This is a genomic window from Brevibacillus reuszeri (genome assembly GCF_001187725.1).
Taxonomy (GTDB): domain Bacteria; phylum Bacillota; class Bacilli; order Brevibacillales; family Brevibacillaceae; genus Brevibacillus; species Brevibacillus reuszeri.
This window is the reverse complement of sequence record NZ_LGIQ01000005.1, coordinates 598,890-616,236: the sequence shown is the minus strand read 5'-3', so window position 1 is coordinate 616,236 and position 17,347 is coordinate 598,890. Positions and strand designations below refer to the sequence as shown.

Genomic DNA, 17,347 nt, shown 5'->3' with positions numbered 1-17,347 from the left:
GAATTGCTTAGCTCTACATGTTTATCTACAAGGTCATAGCAAAAAGAGCCCCAATCGGGACTCTCTTTCATACTCCTGTGATCATGCCGAAGCCGAGCTTGGCTCAACAGTCTCGGTCTCTTTGCGGAACACGCCCTCCCATTTGGCTACAGCGATACAAGAAAAGACATGTCCAAATACGTTAACGGCTGTACGTGCCATATCGATGATGCGGTCGATGCCGATGATCAGGGCTACTCCTTCAGGCGGTAAGCCTACTGCTGTAACAGTTGCCAGCAAAATAACCATGGATGACGAAGGAACAGCCGCTACCCCTTTGCTCGTCACAATGAAGAACAAAACCATCATCAATTGCTGCTGCCAGCTCATATCAATCCCAAACGCTTGGGCAATGAACGGGCCGGCGATCGTCAAGTAAAGCGTTGTTCCATCAGAGTTGAGTGGCATGCCAGCTGGGATGACAAACGAGGTGATATACTTGGGAACTCCGTATTTTTCCAAACGCTGCATCAGCTGAGGCACCACTGTTTCTGTGCTTCCTGTAGATGCACCGACAATCATCAAATCCCAGACCATGCGATAAATCTCTTTGATCGGGACTCGCAGCATAAGTGCGATGAGCGAAAAAAGCCCAAAGACAACGACAGCCAGTCCCAAGTAAGCGGTTCCAATTAGCTTTAACAGTGGAATAATCAAGGTGATTCCATACGTACCAATCGTTGCAGCCATCAAGGCAAATACGCCAATCGGCGCGAACATCATGACCATATTCACCAGCTTGAAGGAAGCCTTCGATGCAATTTCAATCATTGACACAAATGGCTTCGACTCATTCCCAAGCTTTACGAGGGCAACCCCAAACAGGATACAAAAAAAGATAACGGCCAGTAAATCATTTTTCGCCATCACATCAATAATGTTCGTCGGGATAATGTTGAGGAGAAGCGTCTTGCCATCAAGCACTTTTGATGTATTGGAAGCAATTGTGGTCAAATCTGCTTGCGGGAGATTCGCCAGGTCCAAGCCCTTGCCAGGCTTCACAATATTCGCGATCGCGAGCCCTATGAACAGGATGGCCGTCGTAATCACTTCAAACCAGATCACAGTTTTTATACCGATTCTTCCCATTCTCTTGATGTCTCCAATGCCAGCAATGCCTACTAACAAGGTCGTGACGATTACCGGGATGACGATCATTTTGAGCAAGCGGATAAATGCATCACCTAAAATTTTGATATCCTTCCCTATTTCCGGGAAGAAGTGACCAAATGCTGCACCGAGTACAGTAGCGCCCAAAATATAAAAGGCAAATCTAGTTTTCATACAATTCCCCCTGTTCAAAAAGTTATGGCATGAAAATATTATTGCAAATTAAATATCATCATGCAATAATATTTTCAAAAACGGAGGGGTCATGAAATGAATATTTCATCGCTGCAACATACCTTTCAAGCAAACAGACCTAATTCTGCTGCCTTTTTTGAACGTGCCAAGCATACTATCTCCGGTGGTGTAAACGGGAATTTGCGCTATTTCGCACCGTTTCCGATCATTTTTGAAAAAGCAGATTCAGCTTGCCTGATTGATATCGATGGTCATCGATATGTTGACTACCTTCTCTCCTATGGCGCGTTGATGCTCGGCCACGCACATCCTGAAATCCTGGCTGCTGCCCAAAGAACCTGGTCCGAACAAGGCACCAGCAGCTTTGGTGCCACGCATCCTCTCGAGCTGGAGATGACAGATGAGCTGCTTGCGCTCTATCCTTCTTTTGATCAGGTTCGTTTTACAAATTCCGGCCTGGAAGCGACTCTGTTTGCCCTGCGACTCGCCTCTGCCTATACCGGAAAAACCCATATAGCCAAATTTGAAGGGCACTACCATGGCGCACATGATCATGTTTTGCAAAGCGTAAATCCTGTTGCAGATCGGGCTGGCGAGTCTTCATCCCCACATGCGGTACCGGATTCTTTTGGTGCGCCCGACTATTATCGTCGGCACAGTATTATCCTTCCGTTCAATGATTGGGAGGCGTGTGAACGTATCCTAACCGAAAAGGCAGCGGTTACTTCTGCTGTCATCATGGAACCGATGCTTTCTGGCTATATCGCAGCGGATCACTCGTTTATGCAAAACCTGAGAGAGCTAACGACCCAATTAGGTATTGTTCTCATTTTTGATGAAGTGAAAACCGGCTTCCGTATCGAGCTTGGCGGCGCACAAGCATTTTATGGAATCGAGCCTGATTTGACTGCTCTCGGAAAAGTTGTTGGTGGAGGCTTCCCGATTGGGGTAGTCGGTGGAAAGCGTCGCTTCATGGAGCTCTCCTCACCGTTGCGTTCTGACATACGCTCTGAAGTCGTGTTCCATAGCGGAACGTTCAATGGCAATCCTTTGTCTATAGCTGCTGGCTTGGCGACCATTCGCTATTTGAAGCAGCCAGGAGCTTTTGCAGAAATCGTTCAAAATACCAATGATCTGCGCAAAGGAATCGATGCTCTGGCCAAGCAATATGATCTGCCATTTACGACATGCGGAGAGGGAACGATTTTTAACGTGCTTGCAACGGAGCAACCCGTCCGTCATTATCGCGATCTGCGTGCCAACCATAACCAGCTGCGTTTGGCACTCGACTTTTTGCTAATGGAGAACGGTGTGTATTCAAAACCGTTAAACCGCTTCTCGCTCTCTGCTGCCCATACCAAGACAGAGATTAACGCGACATTGGATGCCTTTGAAAAGAGCTTTGCTGCCCTCAAGCAAGATCCCTTTGTTTGATCGCGTGGTGATTGTCACTCAAGAAATCCTATCGTATACTTATTCCAGAAATTGATGCTGGACAAAGATAGGTGATCTTGCTTGAATCCAGGTCCTACCGTTTTACAAAAGATTTCTCAGATGTATCAGCAAATGAGTCCTTCCCAACAAGCAATTGCAGACGTCATTCTGCATGATCCCGAATCGTCTGCCTTTTATAACGTAGCGAAAATGGCAAGAGAAGCCAATGTCAGTGAATCGACGGTTACCCGCTTTGCCACCTTCATCGGCTATTCCGGATTTCCGGGTATGTCTCGCGAGCTCCAGGAAATGGTGCGTTCCCGACTGACAACCGGTGAGCGGTTCCAGCTATCGCGTAATGTCACGACGGATGGACAACAAGCCGTCTTGCAGCATTTTGAAGAGGACATCCACAACCTGAACCTGATGATGGAGCGAATTGATTTGCATGCATTTGAGCGAGTCGTCCAGCTTTTGTCTTCTGCCAAACGCATCGGTATCGTCAGTTCACGGAGCACCCTGTCTCTTGGCATGTTCTTTGACTTTTATCTCAATTTGCTCAACAAGGATACACTCTTGTTTAGCGGTGATCCGCGGACGGTTGACCGTATTCACCGGCTTGATGCTGATGATGTGATCGTGGGAATCGGCTTTGCCCGATATACTCGCTTTAGTGTGGACTGCCTGGAGGTCGGCAAAAAACGTGGCGCTCGTATTGTCGTCATAACCGACTACCCGTCTTCCCCACTCTGTAAATACGCAGATGAAATCTTGTATACACCAACTGGAATTGCCTCTCATATGGAGTCCTTCGTTGCCCCACTCTCGTTGCTGACAGCGATTTTGCGCTCCGTCTCTCATCAGGAGTCAGATAAAGCAACAGGCTTGCTGCACGATCTGGAGGATGCGTGGAATGGACTTGGCATCTATGTCGATTCTGACAAATAAAGAGGCTACTACTAAGAAGAAAAGCAAAACCCGAGTCGCTGTAACTCGGGTTATTTTTATATGCTGCCAAAGCTTCCTTGTCTCGCCTCTTTCAAAAGCTTTAGCAAAACGTCATGATGGTTGGGAGGGTCTATGAAAAAAAGGAAGGTCAGAACCAATGGCATCGAAATCATGGTTCATCAATACAGCTCCACAGGGACGCCAATTCTATTTTTGCATTTTATTTCAGGTAATGCATTTGTCTGGAATGGTGTAGTTCCCGCATTCACAAGCTGCTACCAAGCTTACGCCATTGACATGCGCGGTCATGGGGAGTCGGACCAGCCTGATTATGGTTATGAAATCGAGGTATTTGCAATCGACTTGCTTGGGGTTCTGGATGCTTTGGAGCTGGAATCTGTTCATCTGGTGGGCAGCTCTCTCGGCTGTTATGTAGCCTTATTTTTTGCTGCTACCTTCCCCGAACGTGTACGCTCGATCAGTCTTTCCGACGGCGCCATGCAAAACCACTCCGGCCCTCGTGGTAAGTTTGCAACCTCGCGAGATGAACACATCAGACAGCTGCAGCAGCCTGACCTCCTGTTTCCCTCCGTTTCAGCTTATGTGCAGCACGAAAAGCAGCGGCGTAAAGCATGGAATTCGCTGGTTGAAAAGGCTGTTCTCGAGGGCTGGGCGTCTTCTCTACGGGTTAGTGAAGGAGGGTTCCTTTCCCCTGCAACTACGAATCACACCTACACACAAATCATGACAGCTCTCTACGACCTCAAGCTGGAGCCGCTTTATGCCAAGATCAAGTGTCCTGTTTTGTTTTTACCTGCTGCCAAGCATCAATTCTTTGAATGGAAAAATCAGTTCATTCAAAGGATAATAAGCGACCTCCCTTTTCCAAGCCGATCAGTCATACTCCCGGAAACCGAGCACATCATGGTTTTTGAGCATGCCGCGTCATTGTGTCAGGTCATCCTGATGTTTTTAGATCAGATAGATGTAAACCGATTAGACACTTGACGCGAAACCATTTGGTTTCATATACTCCAAAAAGCGAAACTTTTTGGTTTCCCTTTTTCAGATTTCCATCCTGCACAAAAACTACTTACTTTTGGAGGCTACTTATGACGAACAATGCTAACCATTCCATCTCTGATATTGTACAAACCCTCGTACTTAACGCTCCCCTGCAGAAAGTATGGGATGCCGTCGCAACAGCTGACGGAATTGCCGCCTGGTTCATGCCGAATGACTTTCAACCAATTGCGGGACAAGCCTTTACCATCCATTCTCCATATGGCGATTCCCCATGTATGGTAAAAGAAATCGATCCCCCAAACCGCCTCGTCTTTGGTTGGGGAAAGGATTGGACGATTACCTTCTCCTTGAAGGATCTCGAGGGCAAAACAGAATTTACTCTTATCCATGCTGGCTGGTCTGAAGATACCGTTACCGAGTTTGGCGAGGCTCATACTATCGTCCGCGACAGAATGAACCAAGGCTGGGATTCCAGTGTTCTACCAAAACTGAAAGCGTATGTGGAAGCGTAAATGAACGCGTCTGCTCCCAAGCATGATGTATTTCAAGCGATCGCCGACCCGACTCGTCGCAAGCTATTGGAATTGCTCACCGAGCAGGAGATGGCTGTGACGGCAATCAGCTCACATTTCCCGATGAGTCGAACGGCTGTGTCCAAGCATCTGCGTATTCTGTCAGAGGCTGGACTGGTCAAGGAGCAAAAAATCGGCCGCGAAACGAGATACCGCATGCAGCCAGAGCCTCTCCAAGAGCTGAAAAGCTGGCTCGCCTATTATGAGCGTTTCTGGGATAATAAGCTACACGCACTCAAGCGACTGGTGGAGGACGATCCAGGCTCTGCCAACACTCCGTCAGGTCCTCGTCTTGTTCAAACGAAGACGAGTCCGACAACAGAGCAACGTTAGATATTCGCTGCACCTCGGCAAAATACAAAAAGAGTAGAACAAGGTCTCAAATCGACTTTGCTCTACTCTTTTTTTCGTTTCTTTTATTCCGTTATGCTGCGACTTGCTTCAATTTGCGGCGGCCTTCTATTCGCGACAGGAACAAGCTGAGCACCAGTATGATCGCTCCAAACAAGTAAGGCGCGTTCAAATGGAAGCCATACAAGGTACCTGCGACGGCTGGACCAAAAATATTTCCCAAACTCATATACGCATTGTTCATCCCTGCCACAAAGCCTTGTTCATCCCCAGCTCGCTTCGAAATCAGCGTGTTGATCGCCGGGCGCATGATCGAGGTCAGTGTGAAGAACAGAACAGTAAGCACGAGCATATACCAGAAATTTCCTGACAATAGCATCAATACCATAGACACAGCGGAAAAGAAGAAGGTCCAGTTGATCAGCTTTTTCTCGCCAAAACGAGTAATGAGCTTGCCAATCAGCGCTGCCTGAACGATCGTTCCGGCAAGTGCCCCGATAGTGATAATGATTGAAATATCACGCGGTGTATAGCCAAACTTGGCATCTACGAACAGCGGGAAGATGACTTCAAAATTCGCTAATCCAAAGGTCATGGTGAAAATCAGCACGAGCATGATGAAATACGAGGAACGGAAGGAAGTACCGAGCTGAATAAAAATGTTTTCCTTCTTTGACTTATCGTTTCGTGCCGCCAGTTGTTTTTCTTTGGCAAGCGATTCAGTCAAGAAAAGCATGGAGCCAATCGCGGCTACAGCACCAACCGCTGCGGAAATATAAAACGGCATCCGCAATCCCAGCTCGGCGAGAAAACCGCCGATTCCAGGTCCAATAACGAATCCGAGAGACATGGCAGCACCAAGAAGTCCCAGACCTTTTCCACGATTTTCTTCGGACGTAATATCAGCTACATACGCAAGCATGGATGGAATCATCGCTGCTGCGCCAATCCCCCCGATCAGACGCGAGAGGTAGAGTACCCATGTATGCTCAGCCAAGGCAAAAATCAGATTGGAAATCGTAAAAAGCACGAGACCCGCTACGATCATGATTTTTCGACCGTATTTATCTGACCATTCCCCTGCTATGGGTGAAAAGAGAAACTGGGTTAATCCAAATGCAGCAACCAGGTAACCGGCTGTTTTTCCACCCGCGCCGAACTCTTTTAAAAACTCGGGCAGAATCGGAATAATTAGGCCGATTCCCAGCATTGCAATAAACATATTAATCATCAAAAAGAGAATCGGTCGTTGACTATTCCCTGAAGAACTCATATTCGTTTATCCATTCCTATCCGTTTATAGATTTTTTCTCTCTCTTTATCCTTTTAGCTTTGCTTTCACACTTTCAATAACAGCACGCCAGATAGTTGGGTCGGAGGTGATGGTTTCTTTGAAGGAACGATACAGTTGCTTTTGCTTTTCTTCAAAATCAGGCGCATCTGCGGCTGGCAGTGTCGTTCTCAAAGAAGTAATCATCTCCTGCACTTCTGGTGCTCGCGGTCCCCATACTGCCGTTTCTCGTCCTTCCTCATCGAGGAAAATGAAAATCGGAATGGCTCGGGATGTCCCGTTGGTCAAATACTGATCCATCAGCTCCAGATTTTCGTCTCGAATGAGATACCGCCATTCGAGATTAGCCGCTTCGGCAATGCGCTGCAAAACAGGAACGTTCAGCGCAGCGTCTCCACACCAGTCAGCCGTAAGAACGATTCCTTTGCTGCTTTTCGCAGCGAGCTCTTGCCAAAGAGCACGATCTTCATCGGTAAATTCGAGCTGTTCATAAACGCGTGTCAATTCGTCACGATTTACCTTCATGCTTTCCAAATACTGTGCAAATGTCATGCCTTTTTCAAACCAAGCGCTTTGATCAACCGTTGCCATCGTACATTCCCCTGCCTTTATTGTAAATGTGTTATTGCTCCCAAATAGCTGATCTGCCTAACCGATTTCGAACTCCCGATTTTCTGGCACGGTCTTCCTCAGTAATACGGCTCGATTGCTTTTTCGTTGCGCTTTGTGCAGATAGTTCAGTAAACCACTCTTTATCCTTGGTTACAAGAGCCAAATCGATCAAGTCGTTCAGCTGTTCTTCATCGTCGAAGGAAGACAGGGGCAACAGATCAATCCATTGCTTGACGGTGACGATGCTTTTCCCTACAGCAACATCGTTGTCGCTATTCACCACATAGACTTTGACGGTGCCTCGTAATGAATCCGTGCTTTCCACAAAGCCATGTATCAACTCTCCGTTTTTGGTTTTCCCCTTGACCCAGTCACCAACTTCTACAAGCTCTTCGTGATTCATACTGTCGCACCACCTTAATTGTTGTTAAAAAAGTTACAGTTTGGCTAAGGAATCTAGTTCCTACCCCTCATTACCTTGCTGACAAGGTCCTTGCTTGATTTTTTCCAGTACGGATGCAATCGTAATCCGATCCAGATAGTTCGTAAAGTAAACCTCTGCTTCACAAAAAATTTGGTCCATAACATTATGCATATTAGAAGAGACCATACATGATTCTTCTGGATCTCCTGAGCACCAGTGTGGCTTAAGCGTTCCATTGGAAACACTGCGATAAATCTGCGCGAGGGTCACTTCTTTTGGATCACAGGCCAGTATATATCCGCCACCAATGCCTTCTTTGGTTTTCACAAAGCCTTGATTGCGCAAACTACTCATGATCTTGCGAATTCTCGCTGGATTGGTACGTACATTTTTTGCGATTAGCTCACTGCTAGCCATATGGTCCGGTACATGTGCCAAGAGGGCTAGGCTGTGGACAGCTATAGTAAATTCACTATTCACGTCACAGACGTCCTTTCGGGAACGATACTGTAATCTTAAAACGTACAGTTTGGATTGTCAATAAACTTTGGACTGGGAAGTGTTGTGGTATGAGGTGCTGTAGTGGAATGGAGGAAAAAGGCACTTCCTTTGCAAGAAGTGCCTTTCCTTCCATCATTTCTTATAGCATTTTCACCAACAATATTTCATCGCGGATGGGGATTCCATTATCCGCTATCAGTGGAATCTCTGGCTTGATCCTGCGGGCCTTGTCCACTGCGTTTACGAACAGCTCGTTGAATTGGTATCCACGTCTTTGGTAAAAGCCGAGCGCGTGCAGGTTGTCGTTGGTCGTCACGAGCTTCATTTCATGGCAACCAGCTTGCTTGGCGGTTTCTTCTGCTTTATGTACGAGTGCCGTCCCGATTCCTTTTTATTGACGTTTACTTACGCCAGTCAGGAACGCACGTCGAGCAGAACTTTGCCTGTGCTGGCTCTGCTCTCTACCCACTCATGTGCACTTGCTGCATCTTCCAGGGCAAAATGCTTCCCGATTTTAATATCCAGACTTCCCGCAGCCAAATAATCCAGTATTTGCTTTGCGGTATCCTGGAGTAGATGAGGGCGCAGCTTTCTCGTCGTTCCAAAGCTGAAGCCAAGCACAGAGCGGCAGCTTGCGTGCAGATCAATAGTTTTGATTTGACCGATTTGACCGCTGGCATTGCCAAAATGAACGAGGCGACCATACCAGGCAAGGCACTCCAGGCTACGTTCACTCACGGTTCCGGAAATCGAATCGAGAATGATATCTGCTCCTGCTCCGTCCGTCAGCTCGCGTACTTTTTCTACAAAGTCCTCACTGTCATTGCAAATAACGTGGTCAGCTCCGGCAGAATAGGCCAGCTCGGCTTTGGCTTTGCTTCCGACTGTGCCAATGACCTGCCCTGCGCCTAAAAGCTTGGCTAATTGAATCGCTGTTGTCCCGATGCCACCAGCTGCTGCGTGGATCAGCACCGTTTCCCCTTTTTCGATGCGGGCGACCTTGGCAAGCAATTGATAGGAAGTAAATGATACAACAGGGCAAGCCGCAGCTGTTTCGGTGCTAATCTGATCAGGAAGAGCAAAGGTCAGCTTCTCGTCAGCAACGATATACTGCGCATACGATCCATTAGCAGGAAAGGCAATGACTCGCTGTCCGACTGCCAGATGCTGAACCTGCGATCCAACCTGCTCGATCACGCCTGTGGCATCCAGTCCCGGAATAAAAGGCAGCTTTGCCGCTCCCTTTTTTCCGTATCTGGCCTTAATATCTGCAAAATTGACACTTGTCATCTCCACACGGATCAAAACTTCCGTAGGATGAATAGAGGGCATTTCGACCTCTGCATATTTCATCATTTCAGGACCGCCGAGCTCCGTAACCAATATCGCTTTCATCGCAGACCCCTCCAAATTTGTAGTAGCATTTTCGCTTTACTTTTGCAGAATTTCCAGGATGACAGCTTTCTTTTGTGCAAATTCATCGTCTGACAAAACCGGTACAAAATCATGACTTGGGATCTCTACAAGCAGGTCATGCCACGATTTGCAGCCTTGATAAGCGGTTTCGATCGGAATTTCAACTGGCTGCTGCAAGCGGTACATGCGAACAAACAAAATATGAAGGGGCTGCTTTTTCTTCCAGTGCAAACGGACATCGGCGAAATTATCTGTCCAGATGTGATGCGGAGCGAGCGCACGCAGCTTGTCTTCGTTCATCAGCTCAACATCATCAGTCACTTCGGCAAAATATTCGATCTTCACTGTTTTCTGGTCACTCGTCCAGCCCACATAGGTAGCGTCCAGCAAATGATGATGATCAGGCTTGATCATTTCCCGCTTTTGGTGTTCATACGTTGGATACAAATAAAATTGATTATTTTCCAAGCGGAATTCTCGTGTTTCTTCGTATAACCCACCCTTGCGGATCGTGATGATCTGCACTCCTTCTCCGAGGGCTTTGACGGCAACCGCCCATTCCTTCAGGCTCAAAGGTGATGACGGCTGTACAATCGTCTGCATGACGCACAGCTCCCTTCTTATGACAAAATCATTTGCTGACTTCAGTCTAGCAAATTTTCATGCCTGCTGGGAAGCCGTATGAAGCATTCTGTCCACTTGCTCGATTGCTTTGTTCAAACGCTCTTGATACGTACCAGAGATCATGACATAGGGAATGCCGCGCTCCTCCACCATCTGCTTTAACTTCTCATGATTGGCTTTTCGTACCTGCTCTTCTCCGTGGACTCGCAGCCCATCCTCGACCCAGGTCACGTCTGGCGCAAGGAACAGCCACAAATCGTACTCCTGCTCACGCGCGATTTGGTCGAGGACGGTAAAGGAATGACCAGCATACAGCTGCGAGTAGAACTGGGTAACGACCGCCTCTGTATCAATAAATAGCAGTTTGTTTGCTTGCCGCTGCGCCTCATATTCCTTCACTTTATGCGCGTAGGCGATGTGCGGAAAGAATTCCTTGGTCATAATCGTTTCACAGCCACCGATCTCCTCGCACATCGTCCGCCCGTATTCCTCTACACATACTGTGTTGTACAGCTTTGCGAGATAGCGCGTCAAGGTCGACTTCCCGCAGCTCTCTGTTCCGACAATCACGACCTTTTTGACAAAATCAGGACGCACACAAGCCGGTATATGCTCCCAGTGGCGAAAAATCCCCTCTGTTCTGATTTGTGTCCCAGAAATCGATACATGAGAGCGATCAGCGTCCAGAATGATGTGCTCAGCTTCCGGGTAGAGACGACGAAAGATCGGTTCGTATACGGCTTCCGAGCTGAATACGAAATCAATTTTCTTGGTGATCTTGCGCTTTATGTCTGCCGCCCCAGCCTCCCAATCATACGTCTCATCGCTTTCTGCCCGATCCTCTACTTCAATGACATGGACATTCTCCATATCCTTGACGAGCCTGGAAAGCCACCTCAGCCTGACCTCGTAAGGCATTCCCTTGATTCCTGCCTCCTGGCACAGCTTTTGATCCCTCTCTGGACTATGCGAAAGCACGACATACAGCTCATCACAGCGGCAGGCTGCCTGGGTAATCGCGTATACATGCCCTTGGTGCAGAGGCAAAAACTTTCCGCCGATGAAGCCTACTGTACCCATGCTTTTTCCTCCTTTTGCAGCCGATATTGCTTGATCCAGTTCATCAGTCCATAGACGGCATTGACCAAATAGGCACACCACATCACGAGGATCGAGACATCATCGCCACCTGCCATAAATGCGACCAACCACATATAAATCGTGAAAATGTCGATGATGACCCATACTACCCACTGTTCAACCAGACGCTTCACCATAAAAATCATGGCAAGAATCGAGAGGACCGCTGTCAAGGAATCCACAAAAGGCAATGCACCTCCCATATGCTTCAGCGCCAAGCCGTAGGCAATCGTCGCTGCAATACTAAGCGCACCCCACCCCAAACGTGCACGATTGGTCAGAACGGTTACCTTTACATCGTTTTGCTTCGTTTCTGACACCCGGTTTTTGCGCCACATCAAAAGTCCAATAAACTGCATCGGTAAAAAGTACAGGAGATTCAGCATGACTTCCCCGTAATACTTTTGCCCATAAGCGATAAACGCGTACAGCACGACATTGACAATCCCCGGATAGTAATTGAACGTTTTTCCTTTGGCGACCAGTACCACACACAGCATGCCCGTCAGCGACGCCAACAAGCCAATCACGGTATCATCCAGGGCAAAAAACAGGTAAACCGTAATCAACGTAAAGGAGAGTAGCCACAGACGCTCAAACCAGCTCCAATCAGCAAATACGTCAAATCGTTTGGCACTCATGCGAATCTCTCCTTGAATGCCCGCAGGTTCTCCTGACGAGCAGATTTGTCGTAAACAGCAAATACGATTCGCTCAAAATGGTTCGCGAGCTTTTCTTCCAGGAGCACTTCTGCAAAGTAGTCCGCAACGTCTTCAGCACGATTCCGAAATACACCACATCCATACGCTCCCAAAATGATCGTACGGTTTTCATGCAAAACAGCCGCTCTCAGCACTTTGCGAATTCTTTCTTTCATAACATCCCGTATCCTCGCAACATTTTCCGGCTCCCTCTCCCTTACGATTCCTGCATTCACAGCCGGAGCGGTAATAAATGAAACGAGATACGGCATCTCCAGCAGTTGATCAGCGTGATTGCGGATGACAGGTACGCGCGGAGAGTAGATCATATAGTCCGAATAAAAGCATGTTTTCAACTGGCGATTGTAGCTGTACATCTCCTGCATCTGTACGATGCATGGATACAATCCGGATGATCTTGCCAAGCTTTCTTCCTGTGCCTGACTTCCTCCCAGGAAGCCCCCGCCCGGATTTTTGGCGGAAGCAAAATTGAGGCAGACCGTGTCCAGCCGATTTTCCGTGACGACCAGCCGTTCGGCTACTTCCAGGCTCGATTCAGAGGTGACCTCGATCACCGCTCTGACTTCATTGCCTTGTTTCGTTATCACCTGTTGCCCCAGATCATCCGGCCGATACAAGACAGAATGCTGGATCGCATACGCCAGCTCTTGTGACAGAATGATCTTCGTTCCTTGTGCATTTCTGTAAGATCCTTGTTCCAATATGTGCAGCGTTTCTTCCGCGATTTTTACGCGTTGACTGCGATTATGTCCCTGCTTCATGTTTGTTTCCTCCCAGGAAAGGAGCTATGCCTGATCCATCCACTCCGGATTAAAGCGGAAGTATTTGGACGGCCGATGCCCCGCGTGTTTTCGAAATTGATTGGTTTCAATGACTTTATCGGCGACCTTCCTGCGAAAGGCGGCTGCCAACAGCTCCTTGCCCAAAATGACTTCGTACACCTGCTGCAGCTCCGTCAATGTAAACAGCTCTGGCATGAGTGCAAAGGCGATATCTGTGTACTCGATCTTGTTGCGCAGTCGCTCAAGTGCATACTGAATGATTTGGGCATGGTCAAAAGCGATTTGATTCGCCTCGACAATTTCTCGATGCTCCCGAATGATTCGACCAGCGACCGTTTTGGTAACCTTGATCGTCGCTGTCAATTCCACTTCTTCATGTTGGAGACGCAGCTCGAACCATTTTTCTGTGATCGAGCCGTCTGGTGTTGCTGTTTTCGTTTCTCGAAGCCATTTGTCCTCAATTTGGAACCACTCTGCTTCTGCTGCATCGTCCCCTGCCACTACCTCCAACGCCTCACTGTTCACCAATGCCATGTATGAGGTACTGATTACACGAGTGCGCGGATCCCTGTCCACCTCACCCCAGGTGTAGAGCTGCTCCAAATAAATGTTGTCAATATTCGTCTCGGTGCGCAGTTCGCGCTTGGCTGCTTCTTCCAGGCTTTCGTTTGGTGAGACGAACCCCCCTGGCAATGCCCATTGTCCGATAAACGGATGATCACCACGTTTGACCAGCAAGATGTTCAGTGATTTCGCTGACAGCTTGCGATAGTTCTGTTCTTCTTCATCAGCGACGGTAAAAATAAGCATATCGACAGTAACGGAAGGTCGCTCAAACTGGCTTACATCGTAGGCTTCAAGAAACTGCTGCTCTGTCTGCCCCTGTTTATTTTCAGGCGATGAATGATTCATGGCAACTGGGACACCTCTCATACAAATTTCGTTATTTGTGTTTTGTTATTATCAAAATGTTATTATCAAGTTATTGGTATCATAGTACTGCTTCCAGCAAATGGTGTCAAGGCTGATTTGTTCGGGCTGTAGTGGAGGAGAGGAAAACGGCGCATAAAAAAAGAACTTCAATCATGAAAGATTGGAGTTCTTAAAAAGGCTTTAAGAGTATGGTTTTAAAAACAAGACTTATAAATTACCGCTTATTCATTTCTACAGGCAAATCTTCTTTCTCCCAGTTGGTTGGTCCTTCGTTGCTCGGGATAAATTTTCTCCACATTTCACCTGTTTGCTTATCGAATAAGACAACGTTATTGTCGTTTACTCGGATGAATTCGTAGCGGTTTTCGTTTGTTTGTCCCACTGGCTTCAGTGCATTGGTGTTTACATTCCAAAATACGCTGCAAGCAATGAGAACCGTTACAAGGATAGATATGCCTATGATGAGAAGTGAGCCGCTTTTCATTGGTTGATAACCTTCTCTCCGAATGTTTTCCAACATATTCCTGACAAACATTAGTCTAACAATTCTCTCCCTCTGTCGCAACCTAAAGGGAATTTGCTCTATACAAAAAGAAGCCTATTGCCAGACTTCTCCTGACAATAGGCTTCATAAGCGAATCCATTCGTTAAGCTGCGTTCGGGTTTGCCTTTACTTCAGCAACGTAATCGCCCGCTTTCTTTCTATCAAACTGTCCTTCCCAACGAGAAATGACAACAGCGGCCAAAGCGTTACCGACTACGTTTACCACAGTACGTGCCATATCGAGCAAGCGGTCAACCCCGGCAATGAAGGCTAGACCTTCAAGCGGAATACCTACAGAGCCCAGGGTAGCGAGCAAAACCACGAACGATACGCCTGGTACCCCGGCAATCCCTTTAGAAGTAACCATCAGCACGAGCATCAGCGTGATTTGCGCAGTGATCGGCATATGAATTCCATACATTTGGGCAATGAACAAAGCGGCAATAGCCTGATACAAGGTAGAACCATCCAGGTTAAACGAGTACCCCGTCGGAATAACAAAAGAGGTAATCGCCTTCGGACAGCCCATCTTCTCCATTTTTTCCATGATCTTCGGCAATACTGTCTCCGAGCTGGAGGTAGAGTATGCCAAAAGCAGCTCGTCCTTCAATACTCTCAGGATCATCGTAATTTTGATACCGCTGATCCGCGCAATCGCTCCCAGAACAACGAGAATAAAGAACATCATCGCCAAATGGACCAATATGACCAATTTAGCTAGCGGGTAGAGTGATGAGAGACCGAATTTGGAAACGGTGACACCAATCAAGGCAAAAACCCCGAACGGAGCGAAACGCATGATCGCATTTACTACCCAGAACATCGCGTCTGCTACACCTTGGAAAAAGTTGAGAACAGGCTTTCCTCTTTCTCCTGCTGCAGCGACACCAAGACCAAACAATACAGAGAAAAAGATAATGGCCAGCATGTCCCCGCGGACAATGGCGTCAAAAATGTTTTTCGGAACAATATTCACAAAGGTATCAATCATGCTGTGACTTTGTGTCGACTCAGCAGTCTCTACATAACTATGAATATCCGTTTTTGTCAGATGGGACATATCCACGCCCACACCTGGTTGAAACACGTTTGCTGCCAATAAACCAACAACAATGGCAACAGTGGTAACGATTTCAAAATAGAGAATCGTCTTTCCACCGATCTTTCCTAGCTTCTTGACGTCCCCTACCCCTGCTACTCCGACAATAAGAGTGGCAATGACAATCGGCACGACAATCATTTTAATCAACCGAAGAAAAACATCACCAATCGGCTGCAAATAGGTTGCCACGGCCGGGTTACCAAAGAAAATGGCACCCACCAGGATACCCAGAATGAGACCGATGACAATCTGAATCGCTAATCCAAACCGCTTCATTCTGACACCTCGCTAAAAGTATTAGATTGTCGTTTTTAACACCATATTCATAACAAACAAATGTCTGTTGATAATATAGATTAAAATCATAGCACGGTTTTTTTAAAACTTCCTTTTTTATATTTTTTCATTTACTCGAACTATTTTGAGTTTTATTGAAAAGTCTTTTCTGATGCGGTCCGTTTGTTTTCCTTCTGGTAAAGATGCTAAAATAAGGGAACCATTATATCCGCAACGACCGCTAAAAGAATGGAGTCTTTTGATGACGATTCGTAAAATTCTTTTGCTCGTAATACTCCTCGCGATCACGCTCTACTTGCTGCCGTACTCGATTCCCTTTCTGCTTGCGCTCTTGACCGCAATTTTGCTAGAGCCGCTCGTCCTGGTTCTCATTCGCCTCCTCAAAGTCAACAGAATGACCTCTGTCATCTTGTGCTTCCTGATATTTCTCGTCACGTTTGGCCTCGGCTTGTATTGGATCGGGACACAAATTGTCATCCAAGGCATTGAACTGGCGCAGCGCTTGCCCGCTTTTTCCCAACATTTATTTGAACTTGTCGAATCCAATTTAATAAGCTGGGAGACTTATTACGCATCATTACCGACAGAAGCGATCGATCAGATCCAATCCGTTTTTGCAGGCTTGAAAACGTGGGCGATCAATGGGGCCTCCAGTTTTGCCAAAGGCATTTTGGGTGTGGCTGCGATCATCCCTGGCTTTTTGATCTCCACCATCATCTACCTGGTCGCCGTATTCCTTATGAGTCTGGACCTGCCAAGACTGCGTGCCGGATTCATGCGCATGTTTACAACCTCAGCTCGGGAAAAAGTAAATGTCGTCCTGTCTCAGCTAAACCGTGCGACCATCGGATTTTTACGCGCCCAAATCATCCTCAGCCTCATGACCTTTGGCATGTCATTTATCGGGCTCCTGATTTTACAGGTCAAATATGCCGCTGTCATCGCGTTATTAATCGTTCTCGTCGATATCCTTCCGATTTTGGGAACGGGCTCTTTTCTAGTACCCTGGGCTATCTATCATTTCTTTACAGGCCGCTCGCAATTGGCAATCGGCTTGATCATACTCTTTATCGTGATTACGGTTGTTCGCCGGATCATCGAGCCCAAAATTCTTGCCTCCCATTTGGGAATCAGCGCTCTCGCGGCATTGATCAGCATGTTTCTCGGCTTTCAGATCATCGGATTCTTTGGGCTTATAGTAGGTCCTGCTCTGGTCATTATTTACGAGGCGCTGCGCAAAGCCGGCTTCCTGAATTTCAAAATTGATTTCTGATATTTCATGAC

At 47.2% G+C, this 17,347-nt stretch carries 19 protein-coding genes and 1 pseudogene; 6 read left to right on the top strand and 14 right to left on the bottom strand.

The window, feature by feature from the left end; genetic code table 11:
• Positions 1-81 precede the first annotated feature (81 nt).
• Positions 82-1,323 carry a dicarboxylate/amino acid:cation symporter gene (locus ADS79_RS06475; protein WP_049737591.1) on the bottom strand — a complete coding sequence of 414 codons (1,242 nt, stop codon included), beginning with the start codon at positions 1,321-1,323 and terminating at the stop codon, positions 82-84.
• A 96-nt stretch (positions 1,324-1,419) separates the two neighbouring features.
• Here ADS79_RS06475 and ADS79_RS06470 point away from each other — a divergent pair, with 96 nt between their 5' ends.
• From ADS79_RS06470 to ADS79_RS06450, 5 genes are all read left to right on the top strand, one after another.
• The gene (locus ADS79_RS06470) at positions 1,420-2,778 is read left to right on the top strand and encodes an aspartate aminotransferase family protein (protein ID WP_049737590.1); all 1,359 of its coding nucleotides are present in this window, start codon (positions 1,420-1,422) and stop codon (positions 2,776-2,778) included.
• 81 nt (positions 2,779-2,859) lie between these two features.
• Positions 2,860-3,726, top strand: a complete 867-nt coding sequence (locus ADS79_RS06465) for a MurR/RpiR family transcriptional regulator (RefSeq protein ID WP_049737589.1) — start codon at positions 2,860-2,862, stop codon at positions 3,724-3,726.
• Positions 3,727-3,858: 132 nt separating this feature from the next.
• On the top strand, positions 3,859-4,734 hold the full coding sequence (locus tag ADS79_RS06460) for an alpha/beta fold hydrolase (protein WP_049737588.1): 876 nt from the start codon (positions 3,859-3,861) through the stop codon (positions 4,732-4,734).
• 104 nt (positions 4,735-4,838) lie between these two features.
• Positions 4,839-5,264, top strand: coding sequence for an SRPBCC family protein (locus ADS79_RS06455; protein ID WP_049737587.1), 426 nt, complete (start codon positions 4,839-4,841; stop codon positions 5,262-5,264).
• Positions 5,265-5,657 carry an ArsR/SmtB family transcription factor gene (locus tag ADS79_RS06450; protein WP_049737586.1) on the top strand — a complete coding sequence of 131 codons (393 nt, stop codon included), beginning with the start codon at positions 5,265-5,267 and terminating at the stop codon, positions 5,655-5,657. It abuts the gene before it with no gap.
• A 91-nt stretch (positions 5,658-5,748) separates the two neighbouring features.
• Here ADS79_RS06450 and ADS79_RS06445 read toward each other — a convergent pair whose 3' ends face one another.
• From ADS79_RS06445 to ADS79_RS06385, 13 genes and pseudogenes are all read right to left on the bottom strand, one after another.
• Positions 5,749-6,948, bottom strand: coding sequence for an MFS transporter (locus tag ADS79_RS06445; protein ID WP_049737585.1), 1,200 nt, complete (start codon positions 6,946-6,948; stop codon positions 5,749-5,751).
• Between the two features lie 45 nt (positions 6,949-6,993).
• Entirely contained in the window at positions 6,994-7,557 is a 564-nt protein-coding gene (locus ADS79_RS06440; protein ID WP_049737584.1) for a thioredoxin family protein, read from the bottom strand.
• A 31-nt stretch (positions 7,558-7,588) separates the two neighbouring features.
• Complete coding sequence (locus ADS79_RS06435) at positions 7,589-7,981, bottom strand: IDEAL domain-containing protein (protein ID WP_049737583.1); 393 nt, start codon at positions 7,979-7,981, stop codon at positions 7,589-7,591.
• A gap of 60 nt (positions 7,982-8,041) precedes the next feature.
• Positions 8,042-8,482, bottom strand: a complete 441-nt coding sequence (locus ADS79_RS06430) for an Rrf2 family transcriptional regulator (RefSeq protein ID WP_049737582.1) — start codon at positions 8,480-8,482, stop codon at positions 8,042-8,044.
• Between the two features lie 160 nt (positions 8,483-8,642).
• Positions 8,643-8,894, bottom strand: a pseudogene (locus ADS79_RS06425) (GNAT family N-acetyltransferase); the annotation flags it as partial.
• Positions 8,895-8,917: 23 nt separating this feature from the next.
• Entirely contained in the window at positions 8,918-9,898 is a 981-nt protein-coding gene (locus ADS79_RS06420) for a quinone oxidoreductase family protein (RefSeq protein WP_049737581.1), read from the bottom strand.
• Between the two features lie 36 nt (positions 9,899-9,934).
• Positions 9,935-10,522 carry a DUF1802 family protein gene (locus ADS79_RS06415; protein WP_049737580.1) on the bottom strand — a complete coding sequence of 196 codons (588 nt, stop codon included), beginning with the start codon at positions 10,520-10,522 and terminating at the stop codon, positions 9,935-9,937.
• A 57-nt stretch (positions 10,523-10,579) separates the two neighbouring features.
• Positions 10,580-11,623 carry a multifunctional transcriptional regulator/nicotinamide-nucleotide adenylyltransferase/ribosylnicotinamide kinase NadR gene (gene nadR / locus ADS79_RS06410; protein ID WP_049737579.1) on the bottom strand — a complete coding sequence of 348 codons (1,044 nt, stop codon included), beginning with the start codon at positions 11,621-11,623 and terminating at the stop codon, positions 10,580-10,582.
• Positions 11,611-12,324 (bottom strand): nicotinamide riboside transporter PnuC, encoded by a 714-nt coding sequence (pnuC, locus tag ADS79_RS06405; protein ID WP_049737578.1) that lies wholly within the window; start codon positions 12,322-12,324, stop codon positions 11,611-11,613. The genes nadR and pnuC overlap by 13 nt, the downstream gene beginning before the upstream one ends.
• Positions 12,321-13,166, bottom strand: a complete 846-nt coding sequence (locus ADS79_RS06400; RefSeq protein ID WP_049737577.1) for a TIGR02452 family protein — start codon at positions 13,164-13,166, stop codon at positions 12,321-12,323. The genes pnuC and ADS79_RS06400 overlap by 4 nt, the downstream gene beginning before the upstream one ends.
• Positions 13,167-13,190: 24 nt before the next feature.
• Complete coding sequence (locus ADS79_RS06395; RefSeq protein WP_049737576.1) at positions 13,191-14,099, bottom strand: NUDIX hydrolase; 909 nt, start codon at positions 14,097-14,099, stop codon at positions 13,191-13,193.
• Positions 14,100-14,334: 235 nt separating this feature from the next.
• Entirely contained in the window at positions 14,335-14,604 is a 270-nt protein-coding gene (locus ADS79_RS06390) for a hypothetical protein (RefSeq protein ID WP_084765753.1), read from the bottom strand.
• Between the two features lie 163 nt (positions 14,605-14,767).
• Positions 14,768-16,042, bottom strand: coding sequence for a cation:dicarboxylate symporter family transporter (locus tag ADS79_RS06385; RefSeq protein WP_049737574.1), 1,275 nt, complete (start codon positions 16,040-16,042; stop codon positions 14,768-14,770).
• A 262-nt stretch (positions 16,043-16,304) separates the two neighbouring features.
• Between ADS79_RS06385 and ytvI the strand changes: the two genes are divergently transcribed.
• Positions 16,305-17,336, top strand: a complete 1,032-nt coding sequence (gene ytvI / locus ADS79_RS06380) for a sporulation integral membrane protein YtvI (RefSeq protein WP_049737573.1) — start codon at positions 16,305-16,307, stop codon at positions 17,334-17,336.
• Positions 17,337-17,347 lie beyond the last annotated feature (11 nt).